Origin of the sequence: Candidatus Levibacter sp. Uisw_134_01, assembly GCF_047717795.1 — a bacterium.
Lineage (GTDB): Bacteria > Pseudomonadota > Alphaproteobacteria > Puniceispirillales > Marisalimonadaceae > Marisalimonas.
The window spans coordinates 1810280-1828873 of sequence record NZ_CP159808.1 but is presented as its reverse complement, the minus strand read 5'-3'; the positions used below and the strand labels follow the sequence as shown (position 1 = coordinate 1828873).

Below are 18594 nucleotides of genomic sequence, written 5' to 3'. Positions count from 1 at the left end.
TAAAATAAATTATTCAAGCTTAGAATTTATAGATAGTGATGAAGGAGATTTTAAAAACATTATAATTATAATAGCCATTATTATTGGATAAACAGATAAACATCTAATTGTAACTAACGAACTTCCTAAGTAATCAATTGCAAACCCGACTGGTAAAGGTCCTAGCGATGCTCCAATAACACCAATCATTTGTCCTGTCCCTTGAATGCTTCCCAGGTGTTTCCTTCCAAAATATCTTGGCCATATATATCCAAACATTGTCATACTAAAGGCGTTATTGATACCGAAAGAAATAGCATAAAATAACGAATAAGCGTCATTATTTGAATATGTTATTGATATGAGAGAAATGGAATTTATTAAAAGCCCAGTAGCTAGAACATATTTAGTTGGAAAGTTATCAAAAAACTTCCCAACGAGAGGCATAAACACAACCATTGCAACAGCAGAAATAGTAAACAAGCTGGCAGCATATTCATTGCTAATCCCTTGATTGGTTAATATAGTGACTTGGTAAAAATGTAGAGTAGTTACAAGCATGGCCATTCCAAACCACATTGCGGCTAAAATATAAAATGAATTTTCTTTCAAGGCCTCTTTTAGATTTAAACCTTCAATAACTTGAACTTCGTCTTTTGTAAGTTTAGTTTTTTTTTCTCCATCTGGTTTAAGACCTATGTTTTCAGGATTGTTCCAGGCTAAGATAAATAAAGCTGGAACCATTATTATCCATGTAGAGACGCCTAAAATTATCCAGGCGTATTTCCAGCCATACTCATCTATTAACAATTGAGATAATGGAGGATGAACTGCCATTGACATTCCAAAGCCCAATGCCATAAGGCTCATCGCAAAACCTCGTTTGCTATCAAACCATTGCGAAACAAGATTTGCACAACCTAGCATCAGAGAACCTTGTCCAAAAAATCTTAAAAAACCAAACCCGACAGTAAGCATTAAAAAATTTGACGCAGCTCCAAAAAATATGCATGAAATACCAAGAATTATACTTATTATTATAAGGGAAAATCTAGCGCCATATCTATCAATGAGTTTTCCCATATAGGGAAGTAGAAATGCGGCAATTAATGTTGCTAATCCATAAGCTGAAGCAATTGAAGCACTCGATAGTTGTAGGTCTTGACTAATTGGTTCAACAAAAACGCTGAAGGTATGAGATTGTCCAGGTCCACTTGAAAAAATACCAATGTTGGCAATTCCTACAATTATCCAACCATAAAAAAACTTTGTATTGACGTAATTTAAAATATTTTTTCTCATGAAATATACATCTATGAAATTAATAAGAAGGCTTTGTTATAAAGTGTATATGTTAATTAAAATAAAGTATATAAATATGAATATCTATTTTTTTAATGCTTCAACATACATATCTAGAGCTTCAATTAGTGATCTATTTTGATCAACAGTCTCTCTTGTTTCTTTGGCAATAGGAGTTTTATTTGCTAACTTCATCATATCAGCTGAAGCTTGGTGAAATTTTGGTGTAATACCAGCATCTGAAAATGTATCTGCAATTTCATGCATCTCACCTTCCCACCTTCCCGCATCAAGAGGTATTCTTGGAACCATTCTTTCCATAGCCGACAACATTTCTGGTTTACTAAATTTTAATTCTTCAAAATACTCAGGAGATAGTCCTAATTTATGCGCAGTTGTTAAAACAGCTGCATGAAGAGCAAAGGTTCCTTTAGTAGCACTTGCGTATATCATTTTCATAGCAGATGCTTTTCCTATATCTCTCCCTAAATCTTTTATTATAAAGCCGTTACCATTGAGAACTTTAACTGGATCTGTATTAGGGCCGGATACATATAACCTTGTTTGTCCTTTTTCAACAATAGGATTTAGACCGATAATACCAGCATCAATAAAATTACAAAATTTTGATGAAATAGTATCACTTATTTTTTTTGCTGTCTTTGGTGATATTGCATTACAATCTACATAAGTGATTTGTTTTTTAAGCTTTAAAATTTTTGAATTAATAGCTTCAGCCTGCTTAAGAGCTGACTCTGGAGGAAGAATAGATAAAATTAAATCAGATGATTTTATTACATTGTCAATTGTTTTTAAGTCTTTTATACCAGCAGTATACGCAAGTTTTTTTGTTCTTTCACTTCTTTGATTTAAACAGCTAACTACATTGAAACCGTTTTCTTTAAATGCTTGGCCACAACCGTGCCCCATATCTCCAGGCATTAAAATGCCTACAGTTTTTTTGGAAATATTTTTATCCATTTAAAAATTATTTCTTCATTGGTCCACCATTTTTTTTCCATTCTGGAATTCCCCCAACATTGAGAACATTTTGATATCCCATTTCTATAAGGGTTTTCCCAGCTAACGCTGCTTGTCCACCAACCCCACAAATTAATATAATTTCAGCATCTTTCTTTAGTGCGGAGTTATAAAGTGGAGTGGCTTCGTCTGCTACAAATTCAATCAGACCTCTCGGTATTTCTAATCCATCAAGAATAGTACCAGTTTTTTTTATATCTGAACTATCTCTAACGTCTATAAAAACTGATGACTTGGATTTATGTTTTTCAATAGCTTCATTAACATCAATTCTCTTAACTACTTCATTAGCTTCTTTAAGGTAATCTTTGGCTGTTTTCATGTTTTCCTCTTTAATTTAGTTGTCCTATGAACTGAGGTTGTGTTACCGCGGATGTCATCCAACAATTCTTGCAATTTTTATTAACCTTAGCTTTTTCTAGACTCCAATTTAATATGTAACGTTTATTATCATAAGCGTCCACAATTACTGAATATTTTACATTTTTTTTATCTTTTGAAAGTAATTTAGTTTGGAATTTTAAGGAATTTAATAAAATTTTATATGATGTGTCTGTAATCATTCTTGTAAAATTTGAAAAAGGACCAGTATATTTCTTATTTTCTGGATGTGCAAAAAGCCAGCATTGATAAATACCTGCGTTATTAATCTCAGAGTTGGTTTGAAGAGATGTCATTTGCAATTCAATAACTTCTATTGCTGAAAATATATCATTTGGCATAACATCACTCAAAGTCTTATTGTTATTAAAAATAAATAGAGATAATGTTAACATTAATAAATATTTCATGGGCTACCTTTAGCTTATTAGTATATTATATTCATAAATGGAGATGAAAATTGCAATATAAAAAAAATTGTTTTCAATATAAATTTAAGTTGTTTTTAATTATAATAACTTGTTTATTAAATTCTCCTTCTTATGCAGCAGGTTCCAGTTCAGATAGTAAAACTAGCATAACTAAATCTACATATTATTATGATGCTATGAAATTGATAAAGAAAAAATCTTTTGACGCTGCAATTAAGAGTTTAAAAAAAGCAGAAATTAACTCAAAAAATGATCCAGATATTTATAATTATTTAGGCTATTCAAATAGAAAATTGGGTAATATGAAAAAAGCTGCTTCTAATTATAGAAAAGCATTAAAGATCTCACCAAAGCATAAAGGTGCTCTAGAATATCAGGGTGAAATGTTTCTTACATTAGGACAAATAAAGAAAGCAGAGGCAAATTTAAAAAAATTAGAAAGTATATGTTTCCTTGGTTGTGAAGAAGAAAAAATATTAAAAGAATCGATTTCAAAATATAAATCAGGAAAAAAAAGTAGTTATTAAAATTTAATAATTTTTATGTGGAGAAAATTAATGAAATCATTTGATGAACTCTCACTCAAAGAAATTGTAAATGAAGTTAAAGATGGATGTATTTTAGGAGTACCAGCCGATTACTCTGGAGTTCCAATAGAGTTTACAAAGAGATTAATAAAAAAAGGTATAAAAGATTTAAAGTTGTATTGCCTTCCTTTGACAACTATTCAAGGAGATATGTTGATTGGAAGTGGTTGTGTTTCAGAGATAGAAGCCGCAGCAGTAACACTTGGTGAATTTGGTTTGGCACCAAGATTTTCAGAAGCAGTTGAAAATGGAAGTATTTTAATTAAAGATTCAACTTGTCCAGCGTTACATGCTCAACTTCAAGCTACAGAAAAATCTGTTCCTTTTATGCCACTTAGAGGTGTTATTGGATCTGATATTCAAAAGCATCGAAAAGATTGGTGTATTATTGAGAATCCAATGAAATCCTCAGGTGCTCTAAATGAACCTATTTTATTACTTCCAGCAGTTCAATTAGATATTTTAGTTTTTCATGCATCATGTGCTGATAGAAATGGAAATATACAAATTGGTAGAAGAAGAGAACTTGCTACTTTAGCTCATGCCTCAAAGAAGGTATTTGTTACTGTAGAAAAAATTTTAGATACTGATTTTTTTGAAGATGAATTATCTGCGGCGACTTGTCTGCCGGGACTTTATATTAATGGTATATCTATAGTTAAAAATGGTGCCTGGCCATGCGCTCTTCCTGGCGTATATCCTGCTGATAATAAAGAAATAAAAAAATATTCTTTAGCAGCAAAAACTAAACAAGGTTTTGATGATTATATGAATCAATCTTTATTTATTTAGTATTAGGGGAAAATAAGTGAATTCAGATATCAAAAGGGAAGAACTTTTAATAAGTCAATTAGCTGATTTATTAGTAAATGATAAACATGTGGCAGTAGGTGCTGCATCACCTATTCCTGGAGCAGCCGCTCTTTTGGCAAAAGAAGAAGCAAAATTAAATAACAAAAGATTAAGAGTGACTATTTTGCATTCTAATAAATATAATAATTTTACAGATGGAGCCAGAGAGCTTTTTGATTGCGCAGCACAAGGGAGGATCGATACTTTTTTCCTTGGTGGAGTTCAAATAGACGGACAAGCTAATATTAATTTAGTAGGTACTGGAACATACCCCAAAATAGAAAAAAGATTTCCTGGTTCTTTTGGCTCTGCACTAATGTATTTTGTAGTACCTCAAATAATATTATTTAGAGAAGAACATTCTCCACGTACTTTAGTTGATCAAGTAGACTTTATTTCTGCTCCAGGTGCGTCAGACGAAAACATTTACAGACCTGGAGGCCCTAAATACCTCATAACCAATAGAGCTTTATTTAAATTTAATAAAAATCTCAAAAAATTCTCTTTACTAAAATTAAACCAGAACCAGACAATTCAAGATATAAAAGAGTTAACAGGATTTAAATTTGATATTAGTGAAAATATATCAGACATGTTAAATCCTGATACAACTAGATTAAAAACTTTAAGGGACAAAATTGCTCCTATGGTATCAGAGTTCTATCCGGAGTTTACAAATAGAATTTGGGGTATTTAACTTAGAATTAACAATAAATTATTTATTTTTTCTGTTTTCAACTAAGTTTTCTACCACAAGAGGATCAGCTAATGTTGAAACATCTCCAAGTTCATTATATTCATTTGCAGCAATTTTCCTTAGAATTCGTCTCATTATTTTCCCTGATCTTGTTTTTGGAAGGCCAGGAGCAAATTGAATTAAATCTGGAGTTGCAATAGGACCTATTTCCTTTCTTACCCATTTTTTTAATTCATTCAATAATTCGTCTGATGTCTTAACATCTATATTCACAGTCACATATGCATAAATACCTTGGCCTTTAATGTCATGAGGATATCCCACAACAGCTGCTTCGGCAACTTTAGGATGAGAAACTAGCGCAGACTCAACTTCAGCAGTACCCATTCTATGACCAGAAACATTGATTACATCATCAACTCTACCGGTAATCCAAAAATATCCATCTTCATCTATCCTACAACCATCTCCTGAAAAATAACGTCCTGGAAAAGTAGAAAAGTAAGTGTCTATAAACCTTTGATGATCACCATATACCGTTCTCATTTGACCAGGCCATGACATTTTAATGCATAAATTACCTTCTGCAGGTCCATCTAATTCATTATTTTCTGCATCTACTAAAATTGGCTGGATTCCAAAGAATGGTTTAGTAGCAGATCCTGGTTTTGTAGGTGTTGCACCTGGTAATGGTGTTATTAATATACCGCCAGTTTCAGTTTGCCACCAAGTATCAACTATTGGACATTTCCCGTTCCCAACGACATTATTATACCAATTCCAGGCTTCTGGATTTATGGGTTCTCCAACACTGCCCAAAATTCGTAAGCTATCTCTACTTGTTTTATTTACAGGTTCGTTTCCTTCGGCCATTAATGCTCTAATAGCAGTAGGAGCAGTGTAGAATATATTCACTTTGTGTTTGTCAACAATTTCCCAAAATCTGCTTACAGAAGGATAGTTTGGTACTCCTTCAAACATTAAAGTAGTAGCTCCATTAGATAATGGTCCATAAACAATATATGAATGACCCGTAACCCAACCAACGTCTGCAGTACACCAATAAATCTCATTTTCTTGATAATCAAAAACATAATGATGTGTCATGGATGCGTAGACCATGTAGCCACCAGTAGTATGGAGTACACCCTTAGGTTTTCCTGTCGAACCAGAAGTATATAATATAAACATAGGGTCTTCAGCATTCATTTCAGTTGGTGGGCATTCATCTGATGCCATTTCCATTTCTTCATGGTACCAAAGATCTTGTCCCTTAATCCAATTAACATTTGCTCCTGTTCTTTTGACTACAATTGAAGTCTTACACATTTTTGCTTTTGAAATAGCCTCATCTGTATTTGATTTTAGAGGAATAGCTTTCCCACCTCTAACACCTTCATCAGCAGTAATAATAATTGTTGAATTACAATCTTCAATTCTTCCGGCTAATGCTTCAGGAGAAAAACCACCAAAAACTACTGAATGAATGGCCCCTATTCTTGTACAAGCTAACATAGCAATTGTTGCCTCGGGTATCATAGGCATATAAATTGTTATTCGGTCACCTTTTTGGGCACCTGCTTTTTTGAGAACGTTTGAAAATTTACAAACTTCTTTATGAAGTTCTTTATATGAGATGTGTTTAGACTCTGTTGGATCATCTCCTTCCCAAATAATTGCGGTTGCGTCTCCTTTAGTCTTTAGATGTCTATCTAGGCAATTGAAGCTGGCGTTAAGAGTTCCATCCTCATACCATTTTATATAAACGTCGTCTTTTTTATACGATACGTTACTTACTTTAGTATATGGTTTAATCCAATCAATTCTTTTTCCATGATTATTCCAAAATATATCAGGGTAGGTAATAGATTCTTTATACATCTGATCATAAGTTGCTTTATCTGCATGGCAATTATCAACAATATTTGATGCTGGTTTAAAAATATTGTCATTTTTCATTATTTTAACTCCTAATTACTTCTGTTATTTCACATTACCTTCTAAAATTAAATCAGCGTTATTAATATCTTTAATATCAAGAACTTTTTTTACTATTTCTAGAGAAAACCCTCTTCTAGCCAGAGCACCATACCATTTATCTTTTAAATTATGATTATCTATTTCATCATTTGTTTTTTTATTTTTATAAAACACACCTATTTTTTTTTCTTTATAAAATTAACTGCAGCTATTATTTCTGGATTTTCATAACCTTCATCTACAATGTTAAGGGCAGATTGAATAACATCCTTTGAAATACCTTTTTCATTTAATTTTGCAAAAATTAACCTTTGTGATCCACCTTGTCTTCTTATCGAACGGATTTTTGTTTCGGCGTATCTATTATCATCTATGAAACAGGATGAAACCATTTCTGATTTAATTTGGTTAATTAATTTATCTTTTTCTAATTCATTTAAGTTGTTTTCAAAGTAAGATAATTTTCTTTTCATAGTATTTTTGAATTGGAATTCTGAAACTTCATAACGAGCCAAATAGGACATAGCTGAGTTTCTCAGTCTTTTAATTATTTTTTCTTCTGTATTCATAAATTGTTCATTGAAGTTTATTCATCCTAATTATATACAAGTATATATTCATTATAAAAGCAATGTGAACATTTTAATTTTTTGAGTAAAAATGTGATTAATAAAAATTTAAATTTAGGCGTTAGAAGAGATATTGGAGCTGTAAATTGGACTGCTTTATATACTCTTTATTTAAAGGAAGTTAAAAGATTCACTAACGTATTTTTGCAAACTATCACCGCTCCTATGATAACAACTTTACTTTTTGTAGTAGTTTTTTCAATTGCTATTGACAGGAATGCCGGTTTTATTGGCATTCCTTTTATAACATTTCTAGTCCCCGGTTTAATAATGATGAGTGTTTTACAAAATTCATTTGCTAACGTTTCATCTGCTTTTATGACGGCTAAAGTTCAAGGCTCAATTGTAGACCTTTTAATGTCACCATTAGGACCAATAGAAATTTTAATTGCACATACTTTAGCTGGAGTTACCAGGGGTCTGTGTGTCTTTACTGCATCGTTTTGTTTGCTTTGGGCCCTAGGCATTTTAAATTTCCCAAATCATTTTTTCTGGATGTTATTGTTTTTGTTTCAAGGAGCTTTTGCTCTAGCAACTATAGGTATGATGGCAGGTATTTGGGCTCAAAAATTTGATCAATTAGCAATTATATCTAATTTTATTATTCAGCCCCTAGCTTTTTTGTCAGGTACTTTTTATTCGATAGAAAGGCTTCCAGAATCACTTAAAATTGTAGCTTATTGTAATCCAATTTTTTATGCCATTGATGGTCTGAGATTTAGCTTTTTAGGAATAAGTGACGCATCTCCAATAACAGGAAGTTTGATATTATTTGTTTGTAATGTAATTCTTGGATCTTTTGGATGGTATATTTTAAAGTCGGGTTACAGACTTAGATCTTAGAGTGTTAATTACTTTTGTGGAAAATCTAAAATGAACAAAGAAAAAAAAGAAAATGGTGTTTTATCAAGCCAAGAAATATTCAGTTTAATTAATAACAATACTATTTATAGCGAGCAAGAAATTGATAAAGAAATTATACAACCTGCTTCTATTGATCTAAGGCTAGGTATTAAAGCATGGAGGGTTCCCGCTTCATTTCTTCCAGGTAAAGGCAATAAAGTCTCTAATAGATTAAAAACACTTGCTATGCACGAGTTTAGCCTTATGGACGGAGCAGTGCTTGAATGTGGTTGCGTTTATATAGTAAAACTTTTAGAAGAATTATCTTTACCAAATGATTTGTCAGGAATTGCCAATCCTAAAAGTTCGACAGGTAGACTAGACGTTTTTACAAGATTAATAGTAGATGGCGCTCAAGAGTTTGAGGATGTTCCTTCTGGATACCAAGGGCCTCTTTACGCCGAAATTTCTCCTAGAACCTTTTCAGTTTTAGTAAGAACAGGATCTAGACTGAATCAGCTTAGATTAAGGAGAGGTGTGTCAATTACTAGTGATAAGGAAATGGAAATTTTACAAGAACATGTAGGTTTAGTAAGAAGTCAAGATGACGAAAATCTACCTGATAAAATTAAAAATGGTGTTCCTCTTTCAGTAGACTTGATAGGTAAAAACGGTCTAATAGGTTACAAAGCTAGAAAACATTCTATGCTTATTGATATTGACAAACCTAACTTTTACAAAAAAGAACTCTTTTGGGAAAAAATAACAACAGAGGACTTAATTTCACAATCTTACTCTTCTAAAAATGATAAAAATGTAGGTTCTCTAATTTTAAGTCCAGATGCTTTTTATATTTTGGCAAGCAAGGAATATGTATCTGTACCCTCTAACTATGCAGCTGAAATGAGAGCATATGATACTAAAGTTGGAGAGTTTAGAGCTCATTATGCAGGTTTTTTTGATCCCGGTTTTGGTTTAAACGAATTAGGAGCTTCTGAAACTAGGGCTGTTTTAGAAGTTAGGTCTCATGATGTTCCGTTCTTAATCGAGCAAGATCAAACAGTTTGTAGATTGGTTTATGAACCAATGGCAAGCGTACCTAATCATTTATATGGTGAAGCCGGGGGAAATAGTAATTATCAGGCTCAAGGCTTAAAATTGGCAAAACATTTTATATAAATCAATTTACAAATTTATTTCTTTTTCTTTTTATAATCTTCTTGGTATATTAGTTTTTTATAATTAATAAGAATGAGTTTGTAATGGCTATAAGCCCGTCAATCATGACAACCTATGGAAGAATAGATATCGCTTTTACACATGGTAAAGGCAGTTTTCTGTTTTCTGAAGATGGCAATAGATTTTTAGACTATGCTAGTGGCATAGCTGTGAATGCTTTTGGGCATTGTCATCCAAAGTTGGTTGAAGCTCTTACAGAGCAAGCAAATAAGCTTTGGCACACTTCAAATTTATACAGAATTCCAGAACAAGAGGTGGTGGCAGAAAAACTTGTTGCTAACTCATGTGCTGAAAGGGTTTTTTTCTGTAATTCTGGTGCGGAGGCTACTGAAGGTGCTGTTAAAGTTGCAAGAAGGTATGCGTGGGCAAATGGTGAAAAAGACAGAACTGAGATTTTATGCGCAACAGGTGCTTTTCATGGAAGAACTCTTGCTATGTTAGCTGCTAACGATAGACCTTTATTTAGAGAAGGCTTCGGGCCATCTGCTCAAGGATTTACTCATGTAGAATGGGGTAATATAGAAAGTTTAAAAAAACTTATAGGTAGGCATGTTGCAGCTATTTTAGTTGAACCTGTCCAAGGTGAAGGAGGAGCTAGGAAAGCTCCCGACGGTTATCTTAAATTATTAAAGGATATAGCTTTAGAAAATGGATCTTTATTAATTTCAGATGAGGTGCAAATAGGTATGGGTAGATCAGGAACATTATTTGCCTATCAACAAGAAGAAATTGAACCAGATATAATTGCTCTAGCTAAAGGACTTGGCGGTGGTTTTCCTGTTGGTGCTGTAATGGCAAAAGCTGAAGTAGGAGACGCCATGGTTCCGGGAACTCATGGAAGTACATTTGGAGGTAATCCATTAGCCATGCGATCAGCCAACGCTGTTCTTGATCTTTTATTAGAAGACGGTTTTTTACAATCTTTAAGAGATACCATTAGGTATTTTGATAATAAAATGGATGAATTGATTTTAAATGATAAGAATAATTTTTCTGTAATTGTTAGAAAAAAAGGTTCTGGAATGTTAAGAGGTTTCGAGTTAAACGAAAACTATACAGCAGCAGATTTTGGAAATATTGCTAGAGAAAAAGGTCTTTTATTAGTAGGAGCTGCTGAAAACACTATTAGATTGTTACCTCCTTTAAACACCTCAAAAGAAGAGATTAATATGGCTTTTGAGTTGCTTAATCAAGTAATTCTCGAGATTAAGAAAAAATAAAATATGCCTAATTTCATAGATTTAAAAGATCTATCAAAAGATCAATTATTAGATATAATTTCATTATCCATAAAATGGAAAAATCAAGAGCATTCAAAATTTATGACAGATAAGCACGTTGTATTGATTTTTGAAAAACCTTCGCTTAGAACTCGAATTTCTTTCGAAGTTGGTATAAACCAGCTTGGTGGAATGACTTATTTACTCAATGAAAAAGAAATGCAATTGGGTGAAAGAGAGACTATTGAAGACACAGCCAGAGTTCTGGAGAGATATGCTGATATGGTTGTAATTAGATGTTTTGGGCATGATCAGATAAAGAAATTTTCCAAAGTTTCAAATCTTCCAGTTATTAATGCTTTGACTGATTTCAGCCATCCATGTCAGGTTGTTGCTGATTTAGTTACAATTAAAGAACATTTGGGTGACCTTAAAAATAAAAAAATTGCTTGGTTTGGTGATTGTAATAACGTTTTACAAAGTTGGATTGAAGCATCTGTTATACTAGACTTTGAACTAAATATAGGTTGTCCCAAAGGAATTATACCTAATTTAAATACTATTTCCTGGGCCAATAAAATAAATAAAAAAATTAAAATCAATCATAACCCACTTCAAGTTTCTGAAGGAGCTGATTGTGTTATTACTGATACTTGGCAGTCTATGGGAGATGAAGGATCTGTTTCTGAAGAAATATATTTACCATTTCAAGTCAATAAAAATATTATGAGACAGGCAAAAGACAATGCAATTTTTATGCACTGTTTGCCTGCTTATCGTGACAAAGAAGTTAGTTCTGAGGTTCTTGAAGGAAAACAATCTGTTGTTTTTGATGAGGCAGAAAATAGATTGCATGCACAAAAAGCGATTATGCATTTCTGTTTGAATTCAAATTAATTTTATTATAGTCAAAATCACATGAAACTTGATAATCACATAATTCCATTTCAATTAGGCGGTAATAGAGTTAGAGGCAGCATCGTAAGACTTGGAACAGCAGTATCAGATATTATCAAACGTCATAAGTATCCCCAAAATATCGAGAGTCTACTTGCGGATACTTTAACTATAACTGCGTGTTTAGGTTCTAGAATGAAGCATGATGGTGTATTTACTATTCAAGCTAAAGGTACTGGGGAAGTTCATACTTTATTTTCTGATGTAACAAACAATGGATTTCTCCGAGGATACGTCGGTTTCAACACAGATTTGACAATTCAAGATAAAGACTTAATTTCATTAATGGTTTCTGGTCATATAACCTTCACATTGGATCAAGGTAAATACTCTAAAAGGTATCAAGGGATTGTTGCTCTTGAAGATAAAAGTATTTCTAAGTCTGCAGAGTTATATTTTAATAATTCAGAACAACTGGAAACTAAATTTGTTGTTTTTAACAATTATGGTTCTGAATGTTCGTCTAAAGAAAAATTATTTCCGTCTGGGTTAATAATGCTTCAAAAATTGCCTAATAAAACAGATATGGATGAAGAAGAAAATAAAGAAGTTTGGGAAAATTCATTAAATTTTTTGTCAACTTTAAAAAAAGAAGAGTGCTTATCTGTTTCCTTAACATCTAGGGATATTCTTTTTAGATTATTTAATGAAGTTGGTGTAACCGTATATGATGAAATAGTTGTTCAAGATAAATGTAGATGTTCAAAAGAGAAAGTAGAGTTAGCTATAAAAAATTTAAATAAAGATGAATTAAATGAGATTGCAGACGAAAAAGGAAACATCAAAGTAATATGTGAGTTTTGTAAAATGGAAAGATCTTTTAATTATGTGTGATAACTGGATTTTAATTTTTCCAAAATAATGGAGAAAACATCACTAATATAGCAAATATTTCTAATCTTCCTAAAATCATGCCAGCGCACAAAAATAGTTTTCCAATGTCTGGAATTGATTTATAAGAGCCTGATGGACCTATAATATCACCTAATCCAGGACCAACGTTACCAATCGCTGAAGCGGCTCCAGATATAGATGTTATTAGATCTAAACCTAATCCTCCTAACAAACAAGCAAGAATTGCAAAGGAAATTATATAAAGAAAAAAGAAACCCATAACAGATTCAGCTACGTTCTCAGGTATTGGTTTCTGGTTGTAATAAGAAACTACCACTGCGTGAGGTCTTATGAGTTTAGATATTTGTGCTTTTGCATTTGCAACTAAAACTTGAATTCTGGCCATTCTAAGTCCACAAGTTGTTGAACCTGCACAACCTCCAACAAACATGAGTATCAAGAGTAAAGTTGTAGGAAAACCACCCCAATTATTAAAGTCAGATGTGCCAAAACCAGTTCCACTAATAATTGAAATCACATTAAAAGAAGCTAATCTCAGCGCATCAAGATAAGGGATATTGTTAAGATTGAGATAAATAGTGATAATCAGAACTGCTGATATTATCAGAATAAAAAACCACCTAACCTGATCATCTTTAATTAAATTTTGCCAACCATTTTTTGTTATAGATAAATAGTGAACAAAAGGTAAAGAGCCTACAATCATTCCAAAAATTATAATGATCTCAATAGTAGAAGAATTAAATGCAGCTAAAGATAATGACTTTGTGGAATAACCTCCAGTTGCAAGAGTTGTCATAGCATGGGCAACTGAATCAAAAATTGGCATTCCCGCACCCCATAACATAAACGCCCAAGCGGTAGTCAATGTTATATAAACTATACTTATTCCTGCTGCAAAACTTGCTGCCTTTGGAACAACCTTGTCAGGTGTTTCGTATGATTCGGTTTTAAAAAGTTGCATGCCTCCTATTGATAACATTGGTAAAATTGCAAGTGCCATTACAATAATACCAACTCCACCTAACCATTGAAGCAGTGCACGCCAAATTAAAATTCCATGAGAAGTTGAATCTAATGTATCAATTACCGTTGCACCAGTTGTTGTAATACCAGATGTTGATTCAAAAATGGCATCAGTAATACTCATATTAATATCTGAAAATAAAAACGGTAATGAACCAAATAAAGCAATGGATATCCATGCACTGTTGGTTAATAAAAAAGCTTGTCTTAATTCTAAATGTTCCGTAGCACTGCCTCTAGCAGAAAGAAACAAAGCCCCTCCAACAATTAAAGTTGTAAGAGATGAAGCTATAAAAGCTGGCCAATCTCTGCTTCCATAAAACCAATCTACCAATGCAGGAATTAACATAAACAATGATAATATGCATAAAAGCATACCTATTAGATAAATTATTGGTGCAAATTTCATAAAATTGTTACTTCAAACTAATTGTAAAAATATGTAATAATTATTTGATCATGTTCAAAAATCTATCTTGTAAATTCACATTCTCTAAAAAACAACCGCTAAATTGGTTAGTGGTCATGGTTACATCATTTTTCGATACGCCTCTTGTGCTCATACAGTGATGCTCTGCGTCAATAAAAATAGCAGTACCTTTTGGTTTTAAAGCTTTATCAATACAATCAACTATCTGTGCTGTCATCGTTTCTTGTGTTTGCAATCTCTTAGCAAAAGCGTCTAAAACTCTTGCCAATTTAGAAATTCCCACTACTCTTTTATCAGGATAATAACCAATGCTGGCACTTCCAATAATAGGAACCATGTGATGCTCACAGTGGCTTTCAAAGTTTATATTTTTTAATAATACAATATCATTATAACCTTCGATATCTTCAAATGTTTTAGACAATAACTCTTGTGGGTTTTGATCGTAACCAGCATAAAATTCTTTAAAAGATTTAATTACCCTTTTAGGTGTTTCTAATAAACCTTCTCTATTGGGATCTTCGCCAATGTACTCAATTAATATTTTGACGGCTTTTTCAGCCTCGTCTTCAGAGATTTCAGATTTAACGTCTTCATCAATAATAATTTTTGAAGCATTTAAAGAAGAATTCATTACACACCTTTTAGTTTAAAATAATAATAAGTAACAAATAAAATTATTTTAGAAAAGAAATATTATTTAAAATCTTTATCTATGAAACGAACTCAAATCCAAAGGTTTATAATCGCTAATAGCCTTATCACTCTCATCGTGTGTTACAAGTATACATGGAATATTTTTATCCTTAACTTGCTTGATTACAAATAATCTAAAGCTATTTCTTTGGTCTGGGTCTAAAGATGAAAAAGGTTCATCTAATAATAAAGCAATAGGCTCTGATAATATAGCCCGAAGACAAGCAATTCTTGCTTTTTGGCCACCTGATAGAGTGTTGGGATACCTTTCTTGAAATCCATCCATATTTGATTTTTGTAAATAATTTTCAATTAATAATGATTTTTCTTTATTTTTGAGATTTTTATTCATACCAAAAAGAAGATTTTGTTTTACTGTTAAATGAGGAAATAACAATCCTTCTTGGAGCAAAAGACCTATTCTTCTGTTTTCAGGAGCTGTTTCGTTTAATCTTTTATTATTTAGAACAATATCGCCTGTAAATGATAAATTATCTTCAAAAATTCCAGAAATTACATTTATTAATGATGACTTTCCAACTCCACTAACACCAAAAACAGTTAAAATTTTTCCTTTTTCGACTTTTAGATTTAAATTCTTGATAAATTCATCCTCTCTAGGAGAGGTCCATTTTAAAGATATATTTTTCAATTCAAGCAATTTTTTTGGTTCCTTTAATTCAAAATTTATATACTAATATCAACTTATACATTGCTTAAAAGATAATATGATAAAACATTTTCTAAAAATAAAAAAAATATTAAATGGATCTGTAAATAGACCTCAAACGAAGAAAAAAACAACAACTGTTGAGAAAACGCAAGTCTTTAAAGACTTTCTAATTTTAGCAAGATCTGAAATGGATAAAAATAACCTTTTTGATTGGAATCTTGAGCTTGATTTTGCAAAAGTTAGAGCTGGTGCCTGTCATTTTAATGAAAAAAAAATATCATTTTCAAGAAATTTTATAAAGAATTCATCTAAAGAAGATATTCAAGATACTATACTTCACGAAATTGCCCATGCTATAGTTGGTCCTAAGCATGGACATGATAAAGTTTGGAAAGCAATGGCTAGTAAATTAGGATGTTCAGCAAAACGTTGTCATACTCTTGAGTTTTCAGATTATAAGTGGATTAGGTTTTGCGCCAACCATTGTTGGGAACAAAAGGTTCACAGAAGGAAATCAAATTTAATTTGTAAAAAATGTGGTTCTCCTGTTCAATATCAGCAAAATATTTAATTTGATTTAATTTCCTCTAATTCAATTAATGTTCCTGAGAAGTCACCAGGGTTAAGGAATATGACGGGGTTACCATGAGCGCCAATCTTAGGAATACCGTCACCTAAAATCTTTACTCCAGCGACTATAAGTTTTTCTATTGCATTTTCTAAGTTAAACACTTCATAACAGATATGGTGCATTCCACCATTTGGATTTTTTTCAAGAAACTTAGTAATAGGGCTCTGTTTATTCAAAGGTTCCAGTAATTCTACTTTTGTATTAGGAGATTCAATGAATACTACTTTAACGCCGTGTTCAGGTAACGATTGAGTTGAGCTAATGTTTGCGCCTAAGGCACTTTTCCAAATAGTGGAAGCTTTTTGTATATTAGGTACTGCGATAGCAATGTGATTAAGTCTTCCTATTTCTGATAATATTTCTTTCATAAACTCTCCTAAAAATATTCGTAAAATAATTTAATTTCTTATTTGCTTTCTAAATATTACTCAAAAAAGCTTTTAACAGCATAAAACACCAAAATTATAATCAAACTAACTTTTTTTAGTCATTTATTTCATTTATTAAATGCTAACATAATAATGTTTATTACTAGTTAATTTTCTTAATTTTTGATAAATATATATTTTATGCACTTTGGGGGACTAAGTTATTAAAAAATCAAGCAGAGAAATTATTTTGGAACTGCAGTCTAGAAGAGATCAAGCTCGCTTAGGTGGTGGTGAAAAGCGAATTGACAAACAGCATTCTTCAGGAAAACTTACAGCAAGAGAGAGAATAATAACACTATTGGATGAGGGTTCTTTTGAAGAAACAGATATGTTTGTTGTTCATCGTATTAGAGACTTTGGTATGGATGGAAAGACAATTCCAGGTGACGGTGTAATAACAGGTTCAGGTAAAGTAAATGGAAGATTAATTTACGTTTATGCGCAAGATTTTACAGTTTTTGGTGGTTCCTTATCTTCAGATCATGCAAAAAAAATAGTTAAAATAATGAAATTAGCTATTCAAAACAGAGCGCCCATAGTTGGCCTAAATGATAGTGGAGGTGCTAGAATTCAAGAAGGAGTTGAATCTCTAGGTGGATATGCTGATGTGTTTTTGCAAAATGCTTTGGCGTCAGGAGTGATACCACAAATTTCTATGATTATGGGACCGTGTGCTGGTGGAGCTGTCTATTCTCCTGCAATGACGGATTTCACTTTTATGGTTAAAGGTACAAGTTACATGTTTGTTACCGGACCTGATGTTGTGAAAACTGTAACTTCTGAAGAAGTTACTGCCGAAGAACTTGGAGGCGCAGAAACTCATACGACAATTTCTTCAGTGGCAGATGCTGCGTTTAATAATGATGTTGAGGCTTTAACAGTTCTTCGTAAGTTTATTACTTATATTCCTTCCAACAATGCAGAACCAGTTCCAAATAGAGAAACAGAAGATTCCAAAAAAAGAATTTCACTTGCTCTTGACACAATAATTCCAGAAAACCCTAATTTACCATATGATATGAAGGAACTTATTCTATCAATTGCAGATCAATATGATTTTTTTGAATTACAAGAAAATTATGCCAAAAACATTCTAATTGGTTTTATTAGGTTAGATGGCCAGACCATTGGAGTGGTTGCTAATCAACCAATGGTCTTAGCAGGCTGTCTCGATATAGATTCGAGTAGAAAAGCAGCCAGATTTGTAAGGTTTTGTGATGCTTTTAACATACCTATTTTAACGTTAGTAGATGTACCCGGGTTCATGCCAGGAACAACGCAAGAATATGGAGGAATTATTAAGCATGGGGCAAAGCTTTTGTTTGCTTATGCAGAGGCAACCACTCCAAAGGTAACGCTTATTACTAGGAAGGCATATGGTGGAGCTTATGACGTTATGAGTTCTAAGCATCTCAGGGGAGACGCAAATTATGCGTGGCCTACTGCAGAAATAGCAGTTATGGGTGCAAAAGGTGCCGTTGAGATATTGTTCAGAAATGAATTAGATGATCCACAAAAAATAGAAAAAAGAACTCTCGATTATGAGGAAAGATTTGCAAACCCCTTCATAGCAGCTGAAAGAGGATTTTTAGATGACGTTATTATTCCAAGTAATTCACGTTTCAGATTAATTCAGGCTTTTTCAAAATTGAAGAACAAAACTCAAAGTAATCCAAAGAAAAAATTTGGTAATATACCCCTTTAACAATCAAAG

Annotated in this window: 21 protein-coding genes; 10 read left to right on the top strand and 11 right to left on the bottom strand. The window is 32.4% G+C overall.

Features of this window, described 5'->3' with window-relative positions:
- Positions 1-9: 9 nt before the first annotated feature.
- From ABXT66_RS09340 to ABXT66_RS09325, 4 genes are all read right to left on the bottom strand, one after another.
- Positions 10-1281 carry an MFS transporter gene (locus ABXT66_RS09340; protein ID WP_443643235.1) on the bottom strand — a complete coding sequence of 424 codons (1272 nt, stop codon included), beginning with the start codon at positions 1279-1281 and terminating at the stop codon, positions 10-12.
- 84 nt (positions 1282-1365) lie between these two features.
- Positions 1366-2262 carry a DUF1932 domain-containing protein gene (locus ABXT66_RS09335; RefSeq protein WP_443643234.1) on the bottom strand — a complete coding sequence of 299 codons (897 nt, stop codon included), beginning with the start codon at positions 2260-2262 and terminating at the stop codon, positions 1366-1368.
- A 7-nt stretch (positions 2263-2269) separates the two neighbouring features.
- Positions 2270-2644 (bottom strand): rhodanese-like domain-containing protein, encoded by a 375-nt coding sequence (locus tag ABXT66_RS09330; RefSeq protein WP_443643233.1) that lies wholly within the window; start codon positions 2642-2644, stop codon positions 2270-2272.
- Between the two features lie 10 nt (positions 2645-2654).
- Complete coding sequence (locus tag ABXT66_RS09325; protein WP_443643232.1) at positions 2655-3113, bottom strand: hypothetical protein; 459 nt, start codon at positions 3111-3113, stop codon at positions 2655-2657.
- Between the two features lie 50 nt (positions 3114-3163).
- Here ABXT66_RS09325 and ABXT66_RS09320 point away from each other — a divergent pair, with 50 nt between their 5' ends.
- From ABXT66_RS09320 to ABXT66_RS09310, 3 genes are read left to right on the top strand one after another with little or no spacing between them, the layout of a single operon-like run.
- Positions 3164-3661: a tetratricopeptide repeat protein gene (locus tag ABXT66_RS09320; protein ID WP_443643231.1), complete on the top strand. Its 498-nt coding sequence runs from the start codon at positions 3164-3166 to the stop codon at positions 3659-3661.
- 30 nt (positions 3662-3691) lie between these two features.
- Positions 3692-4513 (top strand): CoA transferase subunit A, encoded by an 822-nt coding sequence (locus ABXT66_RS09315; protein ID WP_443643230.1) that lies wholly within the window; start codon positions 3692-3694, stop codon positions 4511-4513.
- A 16-nt stretch (positions 4514-4529) separates the two neighbouring features.
- A complete protein-coding gene (locus tag ABXT66_RS09310; protein ID WP_443643229.1) occupies positions 4530-5270 on the top strand; it encodes a CoA-transferase in 741 nt (246 codons plus the stop codon).
- Positions 5271-5288: 18 nt separating this feature from the next.
- On the opposite strand, the gene acs is transcribed toward ABXT66_RS09310, so the two are convergent.
- The 3 genes from acs to ABXT66_RS09295 are packed head-to-tail and all read right to left on the bottom strand — an operon-like array spanning position 5289 to position 7819.
- Positions 5289-7229 (bottom strand): acetate--CoA ligase, encoded by a 1941-nt coding sequence (gene acs, locus ABXT66_RS09305; RefSeq protein ID WP_443643228.1) that lies wholly within the window; start codon positions 7227-7229, stop codon positions 5289-5291.
- 24 nt (positions 7230-7253) lie between these two features.
- Positions 7254-7424: a hypothetical protein gene (locus ABXT66_RS09300; protein WP_443643227.1), complete on the bottom strand. Its 171-nt coding sequence runs from the start codon at positions 7422-7424 to the stop codon at positions 7254-7256.
- A 2-nt stretch (positions 7425-7426) separates the two neighbouring features.
- Positions 7427-7819: a regulatory protein RecX gene (locus ABXT66_RS09295; RefSeq protein ID WP_443643226.1), complete on the bottom strand. Its 393-nt coding sequence runs from the start codon at positions 7817-7819 to the stop codon at positions 7427-7429.
- Positions 7820-7912: 93 nt separating this feature from the next.
- Here ABXT66_RS09295 and ABXT66_RS09290 point away from each other — a divergent pair, with 93 nt between their 5' ends.
- From ABXT66_RS09290 to hslO, 5 genes are all read left to right on the top strand, one after another.
- Positions 7913-8722: an ABC transporter permease gene (locus ABXT66_RS09290; protein ID WP_443643225.1), complete on the top strand. Its 810-nt coding sequence runs from the start codon at positions 7913-7915 to the stop codon at positions 8720-8722.
- A gap of 30 nt (positions 8723-8752) precedes the next feature.
- Positions 8753-9901 carry a 2'-deoxycytidine 5'-triphosphate deaminase gene (locus tag ABXT66_RS09285; RefSeq protein ID WP_443643224.1) on the top strand — a complete coding sequence of 383 codons (1149 nt, stop codon included), beginning with the start codon at positions 8753-8755 and terminating at the stop codon, positions 9899-9901.
- 83 nt (positions 9902-9984) lie between these two features.
- Positions 9985-11181, top strand: a complete 1197-nt coding sequence (locus ABXT66_RS09280; protein ID WP_443643223.1) for an aspartate aminotransferase family protein — start codon at positions 9985-9987, stop codon at positions 11179-11181.
- 3 nt (positions 11182-11184) lie between these two features.
- The gene (argF, locus tag ABXT66_RS09275) at positions 11185-12078 is read left to right on the top strand and encodes an ornithine carbamoyltransferase (protein WP_443643222.1); all 894 of its coding nucleotides are present in this window, start codon (positions 11185-11187) and stop codon (positions 12076-12078) included.
- Positions 12079-12099: 21 nt separating this feature from the next.
- On the top strand, positions 12100-12972 hold the full coding sequence (hslO, locus tag ABXT66_RS09270; RefSeq protein WP_443643221.1) for an Hsp33 family molecular chaperone HslO: 873 nt from the start codon (positions 12100-12102) through the stop codon (positions 12970-12972).
- Positions 12973-12982: 10 nt separating this feature from the next.
- On the opposite strand, the gene ABXT66_RS09265 is transcribed toward hslO, so the two are convergent.
- The 3 genes from ABXT66_RS09265 to ABXT66_RS09255 form a co-directional block, all read right to left on the bottom strand.
- Positions 12983-14428, bottom strand: a complete 1446-nt coding sequence (locus tag ABXT66_RS09265; protein WP_443643220.1) for a TrkH family potassium uptake protein — start codon at positions 14426-14428, stop codon at positions 12983-12985.
- Positions 14429-14468: 40 nt separating this feature from the next.
- On the bottom strand, positions 14469-15083 hold the full coding sequence (folE, locus tag ABXT66_RS09260; RefSeq protein WP_443643219.1) for a GTP cyclohydrolase I FolE: 615 nt from the start codon (positions 15081-15083) through the stop codon (positions 14469-14471).
- Between the two features lie 75 nt (positions 15084-15158).
- Positions 15159-15806 carry an ATP-binding cassette domain-containing protein gene (locus ABXT66_RS09255; protein WP_443643218.1) on the bottom strand — a complete coding sequence of 216 codons (648 nt, stop codon included), beginning with the start codon at positions 15804-15806 and terminating at the stop codon, positions 15159-15161.
- Between the two features lie 67 nt (positions 15807-15873).
- On the opposite strand from ABXT66_RS09255, the gene ABXT66_RS09250 reads away from it, so the two are divergent.
- The gene (locus ABXT66_RS09250; RefSeq protein ID WP_443643217.1) at positions 15874-16389 is read left to right on the top strand and encodes a SprT-like domain-containing protein; all 516 of its coding nucleotides are present in this window, start codon (positions 15874-15876) and stop codon (positions 16387-16389) included.
- Here the strand turns inward: ABXT66_RS09250 and mce are convergent.
- Positions 16386-16817, bottom strand: coding sequence for a methylmalonyl-CoA epimerase (mce, locus tag ABXT66_RS09245; protein WP_443643216.1), 432 nt, complete (start codon positions 16815-16817; stop codon positions 16386-16388). The two genes, ABXT66_RS09250 and mce, sit on opposite strands and share 4 nt — an antisense overlap.
- A gap of 256 nt (positions 16818-17073) precedes the next feature.
- Here mce and ABXT66_RS09240 point away from each other — a divergent pair, with 256 nt between their 5' ends.
- Positions 17074-18585: an acyl-CoA carboxylase subunit beta gene (locus ABXT66_RS09240; RefSeq protein ID WP_443644735.1), complete on the top strand. Its 1512-nt coding sequence runs from the start codon at positions 17074-17076 to the stop codon at positions 18583-18585.
- The last annotated feature ends 9 nt before the right edge of the window (positions 18586-18594 follow it).